This is a genomic window from Ruegeria sp. CE8, assembly GCF_056537465.1.
The window spans coordinates 1-20,363 of record NZ_JBQFRP010000012.1; the positions used below are offsets into that span (position 1 = coordinate 1).

12 protein-coding genes are annotated in these 20,363 nt (G+C 57.2%); 8 read left to right on the forward strand and 4 right to left on the reverse strand.

Going from position 1 to position 20,363, the window contains the following annotated elements; translation table 11 throughout:
• Positions 1-107: 107 nt before the first annotated feature.
• The 3 genes from ACR0AA_RS17765 to ACR0AA_RS17775 all read right to left on the reverse strand — a co-directional run bounded on the left by ACR0AA_RS17765 (position 108) and on the right by ACR0AA_RS17775 (position 2,660).
• Positions 108-1,268, reverse strand: a complete 1,161-nt coding sequence (locus ACR0AA_RS17765) for a nucleotide sugar dehydrogenase (RefSeq protein ID WP_480665529.1) — start codon at positions 1,266-1,268, stop codon at positions 108-110.
• A gap of 239 nt (positions 1,269-1,507) precedes the next feature.
• On the reverse strand, positions 1,508-2,011 hold the full coding sequence (locus ACR0AA_RS17770) for a hypothetical protein (protein WP_480665528.1): 504 nt from the start codon (positions 2,009-2,011) through the stop codon (positions 1,508-1,510).
• Positions 2,012-2,429: 418 nt separating this feature from the next.
• Positions 2,430-2,660, reverse strand: a complete 231-nt coding sequence (locus ACR0AA_RS17775) for a hypothetical protein (protein ID WP_480665527.1) — start codon at positions 2,658-2,660, stop codon at positions 2,430-2,432.
• Between the two features lie 956 nt (positions 2,661-3,616).
• Between ACR0AA_RS17775 and ACR0AA_RS17780 the strand changes: the two genes are divergently transcribed.
• The 8 genes from ACR0AA_RS17780 to ACR0AA_RS17815 all read left to right on the forward strand — a co-directional run bounded on the left by ACR0AA_RS17780 (position 3,617) and on the right by ACR0AA_RS17815 (position 16,489).
• Entirely contained in the window at positions 3,617-4,588 is a 972-nt protein-coding gene (locus ACR0AA_RS17780) for an alpha/beta hydrolase (protein ID WP_480665526.1), read from the forward strand.
• Positions 4,589-4,772: 184 nt separating this feature from the next.
• On the forward strand, positions 4,773-6,353 hold the full coding sequence (locus tag ACR0AA_RS17785) for an ABC transporter substrate-binding protein (RefSeq protein ID WP_480665525.1): 1,581 nt from the start codon (positions 4,773-4,775) through the stop codon (positions 6,351-6,353).
• 172 nt (positions 6,354-6,525) lie between these two features.
• Positions 6,526-8,091 carry an ABC transporter substrate-binding protein gene (locus ACR0AA_RS17790; protein ID WP_480756519.1) on the forward strand — a complete coding sequence of 522 codons (1,566 nt, stop codon included), beginning with the start codon at positions 6,526-6,528 and terminating at the stop codon, positions 8,089-8,091.
• Positions 8,092-8,263: 172 nt separating this feature from the next.
• Positions 8,264-9,241, forward strand: coding sequence for an ABC transporter permease (locus tag ACR0AA_RS17795; RefSeq protein ID WP_480665523.1), 978 nt, complete (start codon positions 8,264-8,266; stop codon positions 9,239-9,241).
• Positions 9,238-10,188, forward strand: a complete 951-nt coding sequence (locus ACR0AA_RS17800; RefSeq protein WP_480665522.1) for an ABC transporter permease — start codon at positions 9,238-9,240, stop codon at positions 10,186-10,188. Before ACR0AA_RS17795 ends, ACR0AA_RS17800 begins: the two co-directional genes overlap by 4 nt.
• A 4-nt stretch (positions 10,189-10,192) precedes the next feature.
• Positions 10,193-11,902 (forward strand): ABC transporter ATP-binding protein, encoded by a 1,710-nt coding sequence (locus ACR0AA_RS17805; protein ID WP_480665521.1) that lies wholly within the window; start codon positions 10,193-10,195, stop codon positions 11,900-11,902.
• A 132-nt stretch (positions 11,903-12,034) separates the two neighbouring features.
• On the forward strand, positions 12,035-15,313 hold the full coding sequence (locus ACR0AA_RS17810) for an adenylate/guanylate cyclase domain-containing protein (RefSeq protein ID WP_480756520.1): 3,279 nt from the start codon (positions 12,035-12,037) through the stop codon (positions 15,311-15,313).
• A complete protein-coding gene (locus ACR0AA_RS17815) occupies positions 15,314-16,489 on the forward strand; it encodes a hypothetical protein (RefSeq protein WP_480665519.1) in 1,176 nt (391 codons plus the stop codon).
• Here ACR0AA_RS17815 and ACR0AA_RS17820 read toward each other — a convergent pair.
• On the reverse strand, positions 16,468-20,109 hold the full coding sequence (locus ACR0AA_RS17820) for a flavoprotein (RefSeq protein ID WP_480665518.1): 3,642 nt from the start codon (positions 20,107-20,109) through the stop codon (positions 16,468-16,470). The two genes, ACR0AA_RS17815 and ACR0AA_RS17820, sit on opposite strands and share 22 nt — an antisense overlap.
• Positions 20,110-20,363 lie beyond the last annotated feature (254 nt).

Sequence of the window (20,363 nt, forward strand, 5' to 3'; positions counted from 1 at the left end):
TCACAACACCCATCAACGCCGCGATAAACTGATAAAAAGCACCGCCAGATACCAAAGGCGGTGCGCAATCAAACCACTTGAAACTACGCCGCAGCACACAACCGCAATTAGTCAGCGCCAAACAAATCGCGCGTGAATACCTTAGATACAACATCCTCAAGGTCAGGGTGAAATCGGTTCGCAACTATCACGTCAGCTTCGTCCTTGAACGCATCCAGATCCTGCACAACACGCGAGCGATAAAATTCTCCGTCCTCCAGTGTCGGTTCATAGACGATGACCTCGACGCCTTTGGCTTTCAGGCGTTTCATGATGCCCTGAATCGACGATTGGCGGAAATTGTCGCTGCCGGCTTTCATGACCAACCGGTGAATACCCACCACGCGTGGCCCTCTCATCAATATCTGATCGGCTAGAAAGTCTTTCCGTGTCCGGTTGGCGTCCACGATCGCGCGGATAAGGTTTTGCGGGACATGGTTGTAATTGGCCAAAAGTTGTTTGGTATCCTTGGGCAGGCAATAGCCGCCATACCCGAAAGACGGATTGTTGTAATGCTCGCCAATGCGAGGATCCAATGAGACGCCTTCGATAATCTGGCGCGTGTTCATGCCGCCGGCCATCGCATAGCTGTCCAATTCGTTAAAGAAAGCCACCCGCATAGCCAGGTAGGTATTGGCGAATAGCTTGATCGCTTCGGCTTCGTCAGGGTCGGTGAACAGGACCTGGGCATCCTTGGTTTCCGCACCTTCAAGCAACAGGTCGGCAAATACCCGTGCCCGTTCGGAACGCTCACCAACGATAATGCGAGACGGATGCAAGTTGTCATAAAGCGCGTTTCCCTCGCGCAGGAATTCCGGAGAAAACAAAAATTGCTCACTGTTCAATTCAGCCCGCAGGGACTGGACGTAACCCACAGGGATGGTCGATTTAATAACGATTGTGGCATCCTGGTTGACCGCGCTTACCTGCCGGATCACGTCCTCGACACTGGATGTATCGAAGTAGTTGGACCTGGGATCATAGTTTGTAGGTGTCGCCACGACGACGAATTCAGCGTCTTCATACGCTGGTTCGGTTGTCGCCCTGAGCGAGAGGTTTCGGCTTGAAAGAAAATCTTGCAGTTCGGCGTCGACAATCGGGCATTGGCCAGAATTGACCATTTGAACGCGGTCCGACGAAATGTCTATCGCCGTGACATCATGATTCTGCGCCAACAAAACCGAATTGGACAGGCCGACATAGCCCAGGCCTGCAACCGCAATTTTCATTCTTCTGCCCTCGCACTTGAAAAGCGGTAAGCAACCCGCCTCTTAAATATCTTGGGGTGTATATAGTGGTATCTCCGCCTCGCACACAACTTTCGGGGACAAGTTCCACGATTTGGAGGGTACGGGACAGAAAACACTGCCCGTCCGGAGTTCGAACTATGCTCTTTCTGTAACGTCAATGTTCTGTGCGCGGTATGGATTTCTGTGTAACCCGGTAAACACCGCGCGCGCCTCTCCAACTAGTCTTCAGCGCTTGGGCAGGAGGAGGCAGCCCGGCGACCCGCCGGCAGAACAAGCCGAGCACCCTGACGGTAAAGCGACTTTGCAAACCCTGCGCTGTCGGTTGCCACGGTGACGCTGAACTTCGAGGTGGCGAGAGCTGGTACGTCCTCATGCGTGTTTTGAAACAGCGTGCTTTGCGGGAACACCACACCACAGGCCGGGGCTTCGTCAATCAGAGGGGCGACAACTGCCAGAGTGGCCAGCTTCCCCAGAATCAACAGCGGCGGGGCAAACGGGACCGATCTGTTAGTCGTGAATATGCTCCAGCCGCAGCCCTCCAATTCCCCCAGTCGCTGCATAAGATTTGCAACGTCCACCATGATCGGGTGGCGATAGTTGCCGAACCGTTGCTTTTGCGCACTGAAGATCGCGCCGTCGACCGAGGGCTGATCCGAGATCGCCGTAAAAAGAACATCATCACCCCCGGCCATTTCCACAACATCCGCACCGTCGAGGGCCATCTGTACAAGCAAATACGTGAGCGTGCTGTATCGGGCGAATTAAGTTCAACTAGCCATTTGTTAGAGCCTGTTTTTCGAGTGTTGGAATAGCCTGTAAGATCTTCTGCGGTCGCCCCCGTCAGGATCATGCGCAACGTCAACCCATCCGAGCCAACTTGCTCCTCGGCCTGCTCGATCACTCCGGCATAAGCATCCTTCACCGCGTATTCGCGACCAAGCGCAGCCTGTCTTTCGTTGTCCCGCGGTGTGTCGCCAAAGTGGTCGCGCAGGCTTTGGGCATCTTCGGCAACAGGCCATTTATGTTGCGGAACTTTCTGTAGTAGCGCGGCATATTCGGCGCCTTGTTGCGCCGACAGATTACCCAGTTGCGGACGCTGCGGCCCGCGCACCCGGCCCATACCGCTACGCGGCCCAATGCCTAGTGAGGCAGGTTCGCAAAAATCCTGCAATGGGACAGATCAAATCTTGCGGATCGGTTGATAAAGAAACCCAGATCCAGATACCCACGGCCAGTGAAGAACCCGAAAATACCGTCACCCAAATAGGCCAGCGCGAGCAGGGTCAGGAACGTGCGAGCAGCTCGGTGCGATATCAGCCCTGCAATTAACGCCCAAAACGCCGAGGCCACATGCAGCGCGACGAAACACACGAAGCAGAGTGTTTTGTAGTTTGGCTAGAGGCGCCATAATAACTGCCCCAAAGTATATTTGTCAGCACAAACTGCGGTTCTAGCTGGTGTTCGGCCAGCGCAAACTCGGTAGCTCGAGGACATGTCGAAGTCAGTTACTTCGGCGTCACGTGTGGACGGTCGCGCAAGTAGTATGCGCCGCCAATCTCGACGATCCGGTCGATCAGCGCCCGCGCCATGCCGGCTTCGCCGCGTTGGGCCTGCCATAGGCCATCGTCCCAGCTGGATCGTCGATCGCTGCCTTAAAGGCGCCGGCAAACGTCACGGCGTCTATTACGTCAAAGGTAGGCGACAACCGAGTGTTAGTGACCATCTTGACCTCAAGATCGACGATTATTCCGACAAGACCGTATCCGCCCATGGTAAGGTTGAAGAGATCGGCGTTTTTTGCTGGCTGAACAAGTGACAACACTACCCGAGGGCAAGATCATGCACAGGGATCGAAGGGTTGAGCCCATCGGCCCAATGGGCACGGCCAACCCTGGGCGTTGGTCGAACAAGTGGCGGCGACGCCAAAGTCGAAGTTGGACCGCATCACTTTCGGCGACCATCCCGAAGGGTCAAGAGCCGAAATCATCTGCAAGCAGCGCGGCCCTTCTGGTGAATGTCTTCACGAGCCCGCCTCTTGGAAGTTCCAGCCTGAAACATTTTTTGCATTATCGTCAGCGCGCCCAGAAAAGCCGATGGGCTTTTAATCTGCGGGATATGTCCAAAGCCTTGCAAGACCACAGGCTGCGCATCAGGCGCCAAAGCAGTCAGGCGCTTGGCCTCATTGGTTGTTGGACCGGCGATCATTTGAAGGCCATGGAAATCCTGACTTGTATAGAGTTTTGAAAGGCGCGGCAGCCCAATGCCAAAGCTGACAGCCGTAGGTTGGCTTGCTAGGCTCTGTTTATCCTGATTACGAGGGTTTTTTTATGCTTTTTATCACAAACAGATTCCCGACCCAAAGTATTCGCACCCGTAAAGGGCGCCGCTTTACCTTTGACCTGGATAACAACGCCCCGTCCAACTCGGTCTTTTACTGCGAAAAGGGCGAGGCCGAACATAATACCGAAATCACCAGCAAGGAGTTGCTGCGGCGGGTTCGTGACAGCCAGCGCCGTCAGGTCCTGCTGTATCTCCATGGCTTTAACAATTTGCCCGACGATGTGTTCGAAACGACGGCCGAACTTCAGCGCCTGTGCGATCAGGCCAAGCCCGACGAAATCTTGGTGTTGCCACTGATCTGGCCCAGCGACAACAAGCAGGGGATCGTGCAGAAATACTGGGACGATCAGAAGTCCGCGGATCAGAGCGGGTTCTCATTTGCCCGCGTGTTGGAACGGTTTCTGGAATGGCGCAACAGCGAGGACAACGAGCCTGAAATTGCACCCTGCCTAAAACGGATCAATCTGCTGGCGCATTCAATGGGCAACAGGGTGTTGCGACAGACGCTGATCGAGTGGAACAGATATGATCTGGCCTCAGGTGTACCGCTGTTGTTTCGCAACACCTTCATGGTCGCGGCCGATGTCGTCAATGAAAGCGTGCATGAACAGGAGCCCGGCGTTCTGATCAGCCACGCCTCTCGCAATGTGGTCGTGTATTTTGCGTCGGACGATCTGGCGCTGCGGGCCAGCAAGGCTGCAAATCTCAAGAACAAGATCGCTTCGCGCCGCCTGGGTCACACCGGCCCGGAAAACATTGATCGAACACCCCGCAATGTGTTTCAGGTGGACTGTGACGACGTGAACACCCTGTACGACACACCGACCGGACATAAGTACTTTGGTCCCAAGTCACCCGGAGGTGAAGCCGGGCTGGTGTTCCGGCACATCTTTCAATGTGTGCAATCCGGCCGTGTGTTTCCGGATGATCCGCATCAACGGTCAGTTATTTTGGGCTGACAGCGGGATTGCCCAAACGCTAGTCCGCACTGGCTTACGGTCTGTCAAATTTGATCGGATTTTCGGTCAGGTCACAATCTGGTGTTGCAACTGACAAAATGATCTGGATGATCAGCACCATCAAGACCGTAGAAAACGGTCTGCCGTTCCTGAAACGGTACAAACGAAAACCGGGGAGATTATAATGATCCTGAAGAACCTGATGATTGCCGCCAGTGCAACCGCATTGATGGCGGCAGGCGCATCGGCTGAAACGCTGCGTTGGGCACGTGCCGGAGACTCGCTGACGCTGGACCCGCACGCTCAGAACGAAGGCCCGACTTCGGCGCTGGCCCACCAGATCATGGAAACGCTTGTCATGCGTGACCATTCCGGTGCTCTGGTGCCGTCGCTGGCCACTGAATGGGCACCTTCCGAGGAAAACCCGAATATCTGGGTTTTCAAGCTGCGCGAAGGCGTCACTTTCCATGACGGTGCTGAGTTCGACAGCGAAGACGTCGTTTTCTCGCTGAACCGCGCGATGACACCAGATTCCGATTACAAGGAACTGCTGGCTTCTGTGAAAGAGGTGCGTGCGACGGACAAATACACCGTCGAGATCGAAACCGATGGTCCGAACCCGATCATGCCCAACAACCTGACCAACATGTTCATGATGGACAAAGCCTGGGCCGAGGCGAACAACGCCGTCAAGGTGCAGGACTATGAAGGCGGCGAAGACACATTCGCAGCCAAGAACGCCAACGGCACCGGCCCCTACAAGCTAGTCAGCCGCGAACCGGATGTAAAAACGGTTCTGGCCGCAAACGAGAACTACTGGGGCGCGGGCGAGTTCCCGATGCAGGTGACCGAGATCGTCTATACGCCGATCCAGAACGCAGCGACCCGCGTCGCAGCCCTGCTGTCGGGTGAGGTGGACTTTATCCAGGACGTTCCTGTGCAAGACCTTGAGCGTGTTGCCGGTACCGACGGTCTGGACGTGCGCACTGCACCGCAGAACCGCGTGATCTTCTTCGGCATGAACATGGGTGATGCGGATCTGACCTCGGACAACGTCGACGGCAAGAATCCTCTGTCCGACGTGCGCGTGCGTCAGGCGATGTCGATGGCGATCAACCGCGATGCGATCAAGCAGGTTGTTATGCGTGGCCAGTCCGAGCCTGCGGGCATGATCGCTCCGCCATTTGTGAACGGCTGGGACGAAGCGATGGACAGCTCGTCTACCACCGACATCGAAAAAGCCAAGGCGTTGATGGCCGAAGCAGGTTATCCGGATGGCTTCTCGCTGACGCTGAACTGCCCGAACGACCGCTACATCAATGATGAAGCGATCTGTCAGGCGGCGGTTGGCATGCTGGCGCAAATCGGCGTGACGGTGAATCTGGACGCGAAACCCAAGGCGCAGCACTTCCCACTGATCAACAACCTGGAGACCGACTTCTACATGCTGGGTTGGGGTGTTCCGACATATGACTCGGAATACATCTTCAACTTCCTGGCGCACACCAAGGGCGAGAAGTACGGTTCGTGGAACGGCACGCGCTACAGCAACCCGGAACTGGATGCGAAAATCCAGGGACTGGCGTCCGAGACCAACCTGCCCGAGCGTGACAAGCAGATTGCCGAAATCTGGCAGGTCGTTCAGGATGAGCAGCTTTACATCCCGATCCATCACCAGGTTCTGAACTGGGGCATGAAGTCGAATGTCGGCACCGTGGTTGAGCCGGAAGATTCGCCGAAGATCAAATACTTCACTATGAACTAAGACAATCACGATAATGATTTGGCAGGGCGCGGTTTTCGCGCCCTGTTTTGTTTTGGACGCTCAATCCCCGATCCGTCAGACTGAGCCCGGAGTTGATGGTTGCCGTCTGAGATTTCCTTGCGCCTTTGCCAAAAACCTAGAACACTCAGGCAATAAACAGGGAGACTTCGCGATGATCCTCAGGAACAGTGCCATTGGCCTGGCTATGCTGGCTGCCACCGGTGTCCATGCCGCAGATTTCAAATGGGCCTCGACCACCGACCCGCAAACCATGGACCCGCACGCGGTCAACTCGGCCCCGGTTCTGGGGTTCCTCAACAATGTCTACGAAGGCCTGGTTCGCCGCGATAAGGACATGAGCGTCCAACCCGCTTTGGCGGTCAGCTGGGAGCCGATCGGTGAAGGCGAAGGATGGCGCTTCAAGCTGCGTGAGGGCGTGACCTTTCATGACGGCAGCACCTTTGACGCGCAGGATGTTCTGTTCAGTTATCAACGTGCCTCTGGTGAGGCCGCAGATACACGCAGTTGGTTTGCGCCTGTTAGCGACGTGATCGTGGTCGACGACTATACCGTCGATTTCATGATGACCGCACCGAACCCGCTGTTTCCGTCGTCTATTGCAAACTGGATGATCATGGACCAGGGCTGGACCGAGGCGAATGATGCTGCCGTTCCGGACAAAGAGGCCGGAAACTATGCGACCATCAATGCCAATGGCACCGGCGCATTCAAGGTCACCGAGCGTGAGCCGGGTCTGAAAACCGTGCTGGAACCGCATGAAGATTGGTGGGGCGAGGTCGAACACAATATCACCCGGGCTGAATTCAACCCGATTCAGAACCCGGCGACCGCCGTGGCAGCGCTGTTGTCGGGCGACGTGGACATGATCAACCCGGTGCCAATCCAGGACGTCGCGCGCCTCAAGGAAAACGGCGATGTCGAGGTCATTCAGGGGATCGAGGCCCGCGTGATCATGCTGGGCTTTGATCATCAGGCCGAGACGCTGAAGTATACCGACGATGCAGGCCAGCCCAACCCGTTCCGCGACCCGCGCGTGCGAAAGGCTGTCGCGCAGGCGGTGAATGTGGATGCCATTCTGGCTACGATTATGCGTGGAAACGCAGAAGCCGCATCGCAGTTGGTCAGCCCGGCGATGAGCGGTTACTCCGAGGCGAAGGCCGAACGTCCGGCATTTGATGTCGAGGCTGCCAAGGCCCTGTTGGCCGAGGCGGGATACGCCGACGGGTTTTCGTTCGGGCTGAAATGCCCCAACGACCGCTATCTGAATGACGAAGCCGTCTGCCAGGCTGTCGTCAGCATGCTGGCCCAGATCGGGATCACGGCGGAGCTGGAAGCGATGCCCGTGCGCAACTACTGGCCGGAACTGCGCGAGGACAACTATGACATGTACCTGCTGGGTTGGAGCCCGGGTACCTTTGATGCCGAGCACCCGGTCCGGTTCCTTGTTGCAACTCCGAACGAAGAGAAAAAACTGGGAAGCTGGAACTTTGGTGGTTTCTCGAACGCGCGTGTGGACGAGCTGTTGCCAGCCATCCAATCCGAGCTGGACCAGACCAAACGTCAGGCCATGTTGGATGAGGTGGCCCAAATCATTCAGGACGAACAGGTCTATGTGCCGATGTACGTGCAACCTCTGGTCTGGGGCACACGCAGCAACATCGAGCTGACGCAGCGCCCCGATAACTTCTTCCTGCTGCGCTGGGTGACGGTGAACTGAAGTCGCTTAAACGTGGGATTGGCGCGGTCTGGCGCGGCAGCGCCAATCTGCGCCGCACAACGTGCACAACCAATAACGCAAGGAAAAAGGATCGCTATGATACCATCCGTTAGCGATACCTTGACCATTTGGTTAACCCATGCATAGAGAAGCGGATCAATGGGGAAAGTGAATGTTCGCATATATCGTCCGAAGGATGTTCCAATCCGTGATCGTACTGCTGGTCGTGGGTCTGGTTGCATTTTCTATGTTCCGGTTTGTTGGCGACCCGATCGACAACATGCTGGGTCAGGAGCGTACGCAAGCCGATATCGACCGGCTGCGGACTGAGCTGGGGCTGGATCAGCCATTTCCGGTTCAGTACTACAAGTTCCTTAAAGGGGCCGTGCAAGGCAATTTTGGTGTGTCTTACCGTCAGGGACGACCGGTCTCGACCATCATCGCCGAACGGGCGCCCGCGACGCTGGAACTGGCCTTTGTCTCGGGCTTTCTGGCCATCACACTGGGGATCGCTCTGGGCGTGTTCACCGCCATCCGACGACAAGGGATCGCTGCGAATGTTATCATGACCGTGTCCCTGATCGGGGTGTCCCTGCCCACCTTCCTGATCGGGATCTTACTTATCTACATCTTCTCGGTTGAATTAGACCTCTTACCCAGCTTTGGGAGGGGCGAAACCGTTATGATTGGCGGCTGGTCCACCGGCTTCCTGACGGCTTCGGGCCTCAAGGCGCTGATCCTGCCCGCGATCACGCTGGGTCTGTATCAGATGACGCTGATCATGCGCCTTGTCCGGTCGGAAATGCTTGAGGTGATGCGTGCCGATTATGTCCGTTTTGCCCGCGCCCGCGGGTTGTCGGACCGAGTGATCAACTTCCGCCACGCGCTGAAGAACACTCTGGTTCCCGTAATTACCATCACCGGATTGCAGCTGGGCTCGATCATCGCTTTCGCCATCATCACCGAGACGGTGTTCCAGTGGCCGGGCGTTGGCCTGCTGTTCATCAACGCGATCCAGTTCGTCGATATCCCCGTCATGGCCGCTTATCTGATGCTGATTTCGGTCATGTTCGTTACGATCAACCTGATCGTGGATCTTCTTTACTATGCCATTGACCCGCGCCTGCGTGTCGACGCGAGGGCCACATGACCGATACTATCGAAACCCCCAAAGCCCCCGCCAAGTCGCGCTTTGCCAAATTCTGGGACAGCGACTTTGCATGGTCCTTCCGGCATTCACCGGTTGCCATGATCGCCTCGCTGGTGGTGCTGATCCTTGTTCTGGCGGCGATTTTCGCGCCCGTTCTGGCTCCGTATAACCCGTTCGACCCTGGGTCTCTGAACCTGATGAACGGCTTTACACCGCCGGGAACGCCCAACGCCTTTACGCAAGAGACCTTCCTGCTGGGCACAGACGATCAGGGGCGCGATGTGCTCTCGACCATCTTGTATGGCATGCGCATCTCGTTGTTCGTGGGCGTGTCGGCTGTGCTTCTCGCGATGATCATCGGCGTGGTTCTGGGTCTGATCGCCGCCTATTTTGGTGGTTGGATCGAGACGCTGATCATGCGGATTGCGGATGTACAGCTGACCTTCCCGGCAATTCTGGTGGCGATGCTGATCTTTGGTATCGCCAAGGGTGTGACACCCCCGGAATACCGGAACGAGATGGCGATTTATGTTCTGATCATCGCGATCGCGTTGTCCGACTGGGTGCAGTTCGCCCGGGTCGTGCGCGGTGCCGCGCTGGTGGAAAAGAACAAAGAATACGTTCAGGCCGCACGCCTGATCGGAAGGGGTTCCTTCCCGATCATGTTCCGCCACATCCTGCCCAACGTCCTCAGCCCGGTTCTGGTGATCGCCACGATCTCGCTGGCGCTGGCGATTATAGCCGAGGCAACGCTCAGCTTTCTGGGTGTGGGGGCGCCTCCGACGCAACCGTCGCTGGGGACACTGATCCGCATCGGGCAGGGTTTCCTATTCTCGGGTGAGTGGTGGATCCTGTTCTTCCCGGCCTGCACCCTTCTGGCGTTGGCCCTTTCGGTCAACCTGCTGGGCGACTGGCTGCGCGATGCGCTGAACCCCAAGCTGCGGTGATTACATGAGCCTTCTGACGATCAATGACCTGACGGTCGAATTCCCGACGCGCCGCCAACTGTTCACCGCCGTGGACCATGTGGACCTGTCCGTTGAGCCGGGTGAAATCCACGGTCTGGTGGGTGAATCCGGTGCGGGTAAATCCACCATCGGTGCAGCTATCATGGGTCTGCTGGACCGGCCCGGCCGGATAGCAAGCGGCACCATCAAGCTGAGCGGCGACCAGATCAGCGGTCTGGACGCCGACGCGATGCGCAGCCTGCGCGGCAAGAAGATCTCGATGATCTTTCAGGATCCGCTGACCTCGCTGAACCCGTTGTTCACTGTGCGCGAGCAACTGGTTGAGACGATCCAGGCCCATTTGGGTGGAACCGATGCTGAGGCGAACCAACGCGCGCGCGATCTGATCGACAGGGTTGGTATCCCGGATCCGGACACGCGACTGGATCAGTACCCGCACCAGTTCTCGGGCGGGATGCGGCAGCGTGTTGTGATCGCGCTGGCACTGTGCACCGAACCGGATGTGATCATCGCGGACGAACCGACAACGGCGCTGGACGTGTCCGTTCAGGCGCAGATTCTGGACCTGATCAAGGAACTGGCGCAGGAGCGTCAGGTTGGCGTTATCCTGATCACCCACGATATGGGTGTGATCGCGGATACGACGGACAAGGTGACGGTAATGTATGCGGGCAAGGTGGTTGAAACCGGCCCGACCTCGCAAGTGATGGGCCAGCCCAGCCACGAATACACCAAGTCACTGATCGCCGCTGTGCCGCGCCCGACGCTGAAACTGCACCGTTTTCCACAGATCAGCTATGGCGGGCGTGAAACCCGTTTCGCGATCGAAGACATGGCGCGCCACTGGCCAAAAGTGGACAATGACGCCAGCAAACCGGTGTTCGAAATCCGCAACCTGACCAAGAAGTTCCTGCAGCGCAAAGGTCTGCTGCCGTGGGATCGCGCCTATTTCACTGCCGTTGACGACGTGAGCTTCGACATCCGTGCAGGTGAAGTATTCGGTGTTGTAGGCGAGTCCGGCTCGGGCAAGTCGACCGTCGCACGGATGATCGCGGGGCTGTATCCCGTTGACGGCGGCACGATCTCGTTTCAGGGACAGGTGGTCAGCGACCTGACAAACAAGGCCGCGCTGGATGCCTATCGTAAAAACATCCAGATGATCTTCCAGGACCCGTATTCGTCGCTGAACCCTCGTATGCGGGTGGACGATATCGTGGCCGAGCCGATCCGCCATCACAAACTGATGGACGGGGCTGACATCAAGCGCCGTGTCGACGAATTGCTGGATCAGGTCGGTCTGGGCCACGAGGCCGGGCTGAAATATCCACACGAGTTCTCCGGCGGTCAGCGGCAGCGGATTTCTATTGCCCGCGCATTGGCGACACAGCCGCGCTTCCTGATCTGTGATGAGCCGACCAGTGCGCTGGACGTGTCCATTCAGGCGCAGATCCTGAACATCCTGAAAGATTTGCAGGAACATCTGGGCCTGACCTTGCTGTTCATCAGCCACGACCTGCCGGTGGTGCGTCAGATGTGCGACCGGGTGGCCGTGATGAAACAGGGCAAGGTGGTCGAACTGCAAGAGACCAACGCGCTGTTTGCCAACCCGCAAACCGAATATGCGGCGGAACTGCTGCGGCTGATGCCGAAACTGGACGATCTGTCGACCGACGGATTGGAGGCCGAGGCCTGAAATTATTAGCCCGATTGCCCGCCAAACGGGCAATTGGGTGTGCATAAACATTAAAATATTCAAACTTTGCAGACTCATGCGGGTCTGTTGTGCTACGTCTGTCTTTGGAGTTGGGGACTTCAGAGGGGCGAAATGTCTCAGGACCTTAGGGACTGGCTAAGCGCACTTGGATTATCTGACTACGCGCAAGCCTTTTTGGATAACAAAATTGATTTTGGAATTTTGCCCGATCTGACGGGTGAAGATCTGACCGAAATCGGAGTAACTGCCGTCGGCGACCGCCGAAGGTTGCTGCGCGCGATTGCCGAGCTTGAGGCGGTCGAAACCGTTCAGCCCTATGAACCGGACGCGCCGCTGGAGCCTGCGAAACGGCAGGTGACCGTCATGTTTGCCGACCTGACGGGGTTCACTCGTTTGACCAGCGAGTTGGATGCCGAGGACATGCATGCGCTGCTCAACGCTTTCTTCGCCAAGGTGGACCACGTGGTCGAGAAATACGGCGGTCGAATCGACAAGCATATCGGCGATGCTGTCATGGCGGTTTTTGGCGCGCCTATTTCGCATACAAACGATACCGAAAGGGCCGCGCGGGCCGCTCTGGAAATCCACGCAATCTTGCCCAGCCTGAACCCTCCGCTGTCCTGCCATATCGGGATTGCCTCGGGACAAGTTATCGCCAGCACGACGGGCAGTCAGGCGCATACGGAATACACCGTAACCGGTGACGGTGTGAATCTGGCCTCGCGCATTACCGAGATGGCAGTACCGGGCGAAACTTTGGTGTCACATGACATTCAGCGTGCGTTAGGGCCGCTTTTTGTCGGTGAGTCCATGGGCGAAAAGGCAATCAAGGGGCTGAATGACCCGGTCGAGCTATGGCGGCTGGACCGTATGGCGCGTAACATCCGGTCGCGCCGGCATCGCTTTGTAGGCCGCGAACGCGAACTGTCCTTGTTCTCGGCGACCTTCGACCGGTGCCAGCGGCATGGTAAGGGCGAAGTCCACATCATTCTGGGCGAACCCGGCATCGGCAAGACGCACCTGTCCGAACAAGTGGCCGAGCTGGCCGACAGCCTGTCTTACTCGATCCACAATGGCGTCGTTATGGATTTCGGCGCGCGCGAGGGGCACTCGGCCATCCAATCGGTGACGCGCAGTATCCTGGGACTGGAACCGTCGGATAACCCCACAATGAGCGCCGCAGCGGCGGAGGACGCAATCAGAAAGGGTTGGGTCTCGCCAGCCAACGCTACGCATTTGAACGCCTTGCTGGAGTTGGAGCAGGACCCCGGTTTGGCCGAGGTCTATGCGGTGATGGACAACGCAACCCGTTTGCGGGGGCGGCGTCAGGTCATTGACGAGTTGATCGCAGCCCGCAGTGACGAGGCGCCGTTGCTGATCCAGATCGAAGACATCCACTGGGCCGCACCAGAGATCCTGACGTCCTGCGCGCATATCGCGGCGATGACGCGTGATCTGCCTTGTGTTCTGATGATGACCAGCCGGGTGGAAGGCGATCCGATCAACCGCGAATGGCAATCGGCCACAGATGGGGCGCTGATTTCCAAACTGGAACTGGCACCGATGGGGGATGAACAGGCCCGCAAGCTGGTCGAGGAATTCACCGGGATTGATCCCGAGCTTCTGGATACCTGCGTGAAACGCGCGGGGGGTAATCCGTTGTTTCTGGAACAGCTGCTGCGCAATATCGACGTGCTGAAACAGGAATCCGTTCCGGGCAGCATTCAGGGCATTGTTCAGTCACGTCTGGACTCGTTGGATCGGGCCAGTCGGGCGGCGATTCAGGCGGCGTCGGTCCTTGGACAAAGGTTCTCGCCCGAGGTTCTGAACTTTGTTTTGGGTGAGGGGCATCTGGACACCTCGACCCTGATCCGCTCGGCCCTGATCCGTGAGGCTGGGGCAGATCTGATGTTTGCGCATGCTCTGATCCGCGATGGGTCATATGCAACGCTGGTGAAATCCGAACGCGCGCGATTGCACCGTCAGGCGGCGAAATGGTTCGAAGAACGCGATGCCACACTGCGGGCGCAACATCTGGACCGTGCGGGCGCGACCAATGCGGCCCAAGCCTATCTGGAGGCTGCCGACAAATTGATCCTGGCCTTCCAATTTGACGACGCGAGCCCGCTGATCGAACGGGCGCTGGAGCTGCCCGCGCCCGCCGGCGTGCGCTTTGATCTGCTCTGCGCCCGAGGTGAAACGCACCGGTTGCAAGGCTTGTCGGATGAAGCGTTACGCGAGTTCAAGGAAGCCGCCGAACTGGCCGACACGAACGAGCAGGTTTGCAGGGCGCATATCGGGTTGGCGCAGGCCGCGCGCCAGGCCAGTCTCTATCAGGAAGCGCTGGAAAGCCTTGACATCGCCGAGGCCGCCGCCGAGCGCTGTGGATCCGACCGAGACATCGCGCAGATCAACTATGTACGCGGCAACGTGTATTTCCCATTGGGGCAGGTCCAGAAAGCGCTGGAGAGCAATGAAAAGGCTCTAACACTGGCTAGAATGCTGGAATCGGCACGCCTGGAGGTCGGGGCGCTGAGCGGATTTGGCGATGCCAATTTCATGAACGCCACGATGCAGACGGCAACGGTTTTCTACACACAGGCAGTCGAACGGGCGCGGGAAAAGGGTTTGGTTCGCGATCTGGCCGCGAACCTGCACAATCTGAGCGTGGCGCGCAGCTATACGGGGGATGTGGCACAGGGCAAGGTGGACGCGCAGGAAGCCATCGAGGTGTCTCAGAAATATTTTGCCTTTGTTCCGGAATGTGTGGCGCAGACCTGTCTGGGTGTGGCGCATACCTTTCTGGGGGAACTGGATCAGGCGCTGGACGCCTTTACGCTCTCGGCAGAAATCGCGAACCGCGTTGGCGCCAAACGGCTTGAGGCGCAGGCGTTGGAGCATCTGGCCCGCACACAGGTTTATGTCGGACAACTGGAGCAGGCGCGGGAAACTGGGCGCCGCGCGGTGGAAATCGCCCTTGAGCACGGGCGAAACTTCGTAGGGCCCAAGGCGTTGTCGGCGCTTGCCATGGCGGAAGAAGATGCCGAAGCGCAGGTCCGCCACCTCAAGCTTGGCGAAGAGATCATCGCCGAAGGCTGTGTCGGCCACAGCCATCTGCACTTCTACACGGATGCCAGCGCCGTTATGCTGGCGCGACAGGAATGGGATGAAGCCACGCGCTATGCGGATGCACTGGCGGCGTTCACCGCGGATGAACCCCTTCCGATGGTTGATCTGTCGATACAACAGGCTCGAACACTGGCCGAATGTGGGGCCTGGGGCATTCCGCTGGCAGCGCATGAGGGGTTTGAAGAATTAAATTCCAGGTTTCAGGACCTCGACATCACACAGTCGCTGATCGGGCGGCTGGACTGGCAGGCGAGGAGCTGAATGAGCATCGAAAAGAAAGTCTGGCTGATTTCGGGTGTCGTCACACTGGGTCTGACCATTCTTCTGATCAAACTCTGGAGCGACCTGAACCATTTCGAAGAAGACCCGACACAACTGCCGGATCAGACCGCGGTCGATGCGTATCTACAGGAGTTGCCCCGCGTTCCGGCGTATCAGGTCAGAACGGGTATCTTCATCAAATCCTTCAGCTTCACCGGGGCCAGCGATGTCCACATCAGCGGTTACATCTGGCAACATTACGAAGACGGTGTGCATGACGCCATAAAGCCGGACGAAGGGGAAGTGGGGTTCATTCTGCCCGAAGCCGCGGACGCGGCGAACGGTCTGATCGACGAGGCCTATCGGATAGATCAGGACGGTTCCGAATTGATCGGCTGGTACTTTGAACAGACCCTACGTCAGTCCTTTGACTACACCAGCTATCCGTTCGACCACAAAACCGTCTGGGTTCGGTTCTGGCCGGGTCAGTTTGAGATTGATGTGGCTCTAATACCGGACTTTTCGGCCTATCCGGCCACTGGGCCGAACGACATTTTTGGCATCGACAACCGCATCGTCATGGGTACATGGGACCGCGAAAACACCTATTTCGATTATCGCCAGTCCGATCTGGATACCACCCTGGGCATAGGTCAGAATGAATATCAGACCAACCTGCCCGAGCTGCACTATAATTTTGTCATCAAGCGGAACTTTGCGAACGCTTTCATCGTCCACATGATCCCGCTGATCGTGGTGACGATGCTGCTGTTCGGGGCTGTCATGACCGTGACGCGCCGACCCAATCTGGTGGAACGGCACGATTTCAGCACCTCGACCGTCATCGGCACCTGCTCGGTCCTGTTCTTCGTGATACTGCTGGCGCACGTACAGCTGCGCGAGGGGTTTGCCGGATCACCGGTGATTTACATGGAGTCGTTCTTTTTCCTGATGTACTTCCTGCTGCTGGCCGTGTCGGTGAACACCTATTTCTTTGCCGCCGAGGCCGTGCCGTCCTTGTGGTTCATCCACTACAAGGACAACCTGCTCCCCAAGGCCGCGTTCTGGCCTTTTGTCCTTTTGTGCATGGTGATCATCACGGCCTACAACCTCAGCCTCAAGGAAGACCCCGAGGATGAGGTTGCGATACAGCGTCACGACGAGGCAGGCGGTTGAAATCCAGGCTTGGGTGTGCCTGTTGCCATGTCCAGTGTGTATTCCGCAACAATCCCCGAGGTACCCTGCTCCCATTGATCCAGATATTTGGTGGGATGCGCGATCACATAGGCATAGGCGGGCTTTTTCACACCGTTGATCATCACATTGATTCGCTTGCGGACATAGACGTTCTCGGGCGATCCGGGGCCATGGTAGCCTTCCAGCTTATCCAGTTCTTTCAGCCCCGATGACGTTACCCGATACACCTCTCCACGGATCGGTTTACCTCGCCCTTTCTGATCAATCAGCGTGGCCATTCGGTGCAGGTAGCCACAGTTCGGATTGTCGCAATGCGGCTCATGCGGCACGACCAGCGGCATCCGCTGCCGGGTTACGGCTTCACCCACAAAGTCGTCCAGAACTTCGGCATGGGCCTCGTGGTTTGGAAAGCCTTTCTTCAGCGAGCCGTAAGTGAAGTAGAGATAAGTACGTTCTCGGTCTTCGAGCAGACAAGTTTCATCCTCTTCCTCAAGTTCCGTCAGTGTGTGCGTGTCGGCCCAGTCTTCTAACATCGTCAGTATCTCTTCCGAGACGTTGGCTTCTCTGACGTCCTTGGCGTTTTGGGGGTTCAGCAGGAAATGGATGCACGCGCTCGCGTCGATCCCATCGGCGCCAAGCAGGGTTTTGACCATGTCGACCGAGTTGTTCATCACCGCCACATGCAGGCTGGTAAAGCCGTGATCATTGGTGGCGTTGACGTTGATGCCCCGCTTTATCAGCTCTTGCGCCGCCGCCAGATCGGGTTTCCCGAGGTTCTTGCCGTTCTCATGTACCTCGCCTTCACCGCCTGCCGCGTAGTGGAGCAGCGTGTCTCCGTTCTGATCGTCCACGATGTCGATCCCGGCCATTCCATTGTCGATTGCTTCAAACACGCGGCTCCATTGTGCGAACTCGTCCGACGCGGCGGCCTCTTGCGCCCATTTGCAGATGTTGTGTTCCTGATCGGCCAGTTCTTCGAAGGCCTCTTCCAGAACGTCCATGATCTGATCCGGGGTCGCCATCATGCCGATCCCCATCATGCCGTTTGACAGCCGCCCCTTGCGCGGCCCCACAAGGTCAACGCCAAGGTCCCGCAACTTTTCGACATTCCGCTGGGTGGTGACGTTGTTCCACATGTTGGTGTTGCACGCCGGGCAGAGGATCGCGGGCTTGTTCCGGTACTGCCACGCGACAAAGACCGAGGTCAGCAGGTTGTCGGCAATTCCGTTGGCGATCTTGCCCATCGTGTTGCAGGTCACCGGCGCGACGATCACGCAATCGGCCCAGTCACAGAGGGCAAGATGCGAGGCGCGTAGGGGCATTCCGAACTGGGTATAACGGAAATTCCATTCGTCATCGTCGCGGTAATAGTCGTTGTGCGAGATGTAATCCTCGACCTTCTCGGGCTCATAACCGCGTTCGATCTCAACACCCTTCTCAATCTCGATATCGCGAAAGAACTTCTCGGCCGAAACTGACGGGATGAGTTTCACGTTGTGGCCAGCTGCGGTGATCTTCTTCACCAGTTGCGGCACCTTGTCTGCGGCAGAGGACCCGCAGGCGCACAGAAGGACATTGCGCTTTTCGCAGGGCGCATCTGTCAATCCACCCTTCGGATAGCCAAAGATGTTCTTGTCCAGGCTCGGGGACTCGTGGCGCAGCAAGACCGGCAATCCGGCCTCTTTTACGTCCTTTTGAAACTGACCTTTTAGGATTCTGTCGACAATGTCTTGTCTCCTGCCCAGGCACTCACCCTGGAAAAACAGATACGGGACGGTTTCCTTGCCGGTCATCGAAATCAGTTGCCGCCGCATTTTCATGACATTGGCCCCGTGTCCCTCGACATCGATCAATTTGATCTCGGTGATGCCGATATTGGCCAGGATACTCCGCAACATGTAGGACCACGGGTCTTCGTCCGCATAGAACAACACGAGGGGATGCTTTTTGGTAATGCGGACCACGTCGCTGGGGTCTTCGGGTGGTTCCTGTTCTTCGATGACCAAAAGCGCGGGGTCTTTCAGATCGCGAAGACCGCGGAAGATATGCCCGCGCGGCGCCTGCCAGACCTGCGAGGTTGCCGGGCTCATGTCGACGACGGTCACCAACTCAGTCTCGTCATCATAGGCGATGCAAAGACACCAGAACTCCTCAAGCAGGGCCGTTTCCCGATATGCATTCGCCGGGGGACGAATGACTTTGGACCCCAGAACCTTGTTGAAGTCGATGTTGATCATCAGGTGGCGGCCATCATGTTCATTCAGGCTGTGCAACTGATCGCGGAACCAGTCTTCGGGCGCTTGGACGCTTTTGTCCGGACGCTCGTCAAAACTGCGGAAAGCGCTGCCCAGATCGACGTCCGGTTCCTGAATAAGATACCGCTGCGCCATCGCGTGCATTTCCCTGGCTGTGGAGACGCGGCTGAGCGCATCTGTCAGATCAACCTGCGTCGCCATTAGCAACTTGTCTTCGTCGACGTTGTCATCGCCAAGAATGGCAAGGCTTTCGGCAAGAACGCCCATCGAGTTCATATTTGGGCTGGCACGCCGGAACAGATTGCGCCTCTTTTTGGGGTCCTTGGCCAGATAGAGCGTGCTGTCGACATAGTTGCAATCTTGTTGTAGCGTTTGCAGGTGGGTTTTGACCGCCTCCCGCGCCGAGAACCGCAGGATGCCCCGCGATCGCATCGAGGTTCCGTCGCGATCGGACATCCCGGCCCACAGGCGATCGATGGTGGTGACCCACAGCTTGCCGTATTTCTCAGGGTGGACATCCATCATATGCACCAGACCCGTGCTGGGATTGCACTTTGCGATGATCGCAAAATGACCGCCTGGCATGTTGTCTTTGCCATGCGCCACGCCAACCTGGAAATTCGCGACGAGGATGTCGTTGTCCCCTCCCAGCCGGTTAGATTCGTCGATTGCCTCAAGCAACAGGTCTACGGATGTCGTAGTCTCATCCATGAAATACGCCTGCACCTGAACGACATCGCGCAGTCCCTGCGAGTGGATGAAGGTGCAGGCGACGTCGAAAAGCTCACCCAGCGAAATCCCGTCATTGACCACAAACGACGTCGGCAGACCGCATTCGCGGAAGATGTCGTTGACCTCGCAACTGAAGCCAAGCGCCGACATGCTGAGCGCCGCCGCAGTCACGCTGCAGCAATTGATCGGTTGCTGAAAGTTCTGCATGTGAACACTGACCAGATCGCCGAACAGCGTGTCGTAACAGGCTTCTCTGAGCTTTTTCGGGATCTCCGACCAGCGGCTTCTGGAGAGGTAGGCCAGCCGGGTGCCGGGTGTTGCAAGCGCCTCGAGGCTGACGGGTATGTCATAGATTTCCAGATGTTCTTCGTAAAAATAATCCCCGGTATCTGCGGTTGCCAGAACGGTTTCATTCTGCCGCAACTGGACCACGCCACCAAGAACGACAAACATGCCCTTCGAAGGCAGTACCGTTTCTTCGGAGACTTCAAAAAACTCGAAATGTGTTTGGATAAGCGAAGGGTCCCCTGCCGGCAGCACCTCGATTATCAGTTTCAGGTCTTCCTGGGTTGGGTCGAATGGAATTGAGCTATCAATTGGATCTTTAGGCACGCCTTGTCCCCCCTCTGAGCTTCGCCGTGAAAGTCGTCAAAGAACCAACGCTGAAACTTGTTTCTGGTGTCAGGCACCCACCGGTCAATCAGAATAACAAGACCGGCCCGACGTGAACTCATGCGCTGGGCGGGTCGATTGTCTGCAGCAATTTGTGCGAACAATACGGCCCAATTCACTGCAGCGTATAATATTTGAATATAAAAATCACTGGCGTTGTTGATTTGTCCAACCGAGTTGCAACCAAGGGTTGG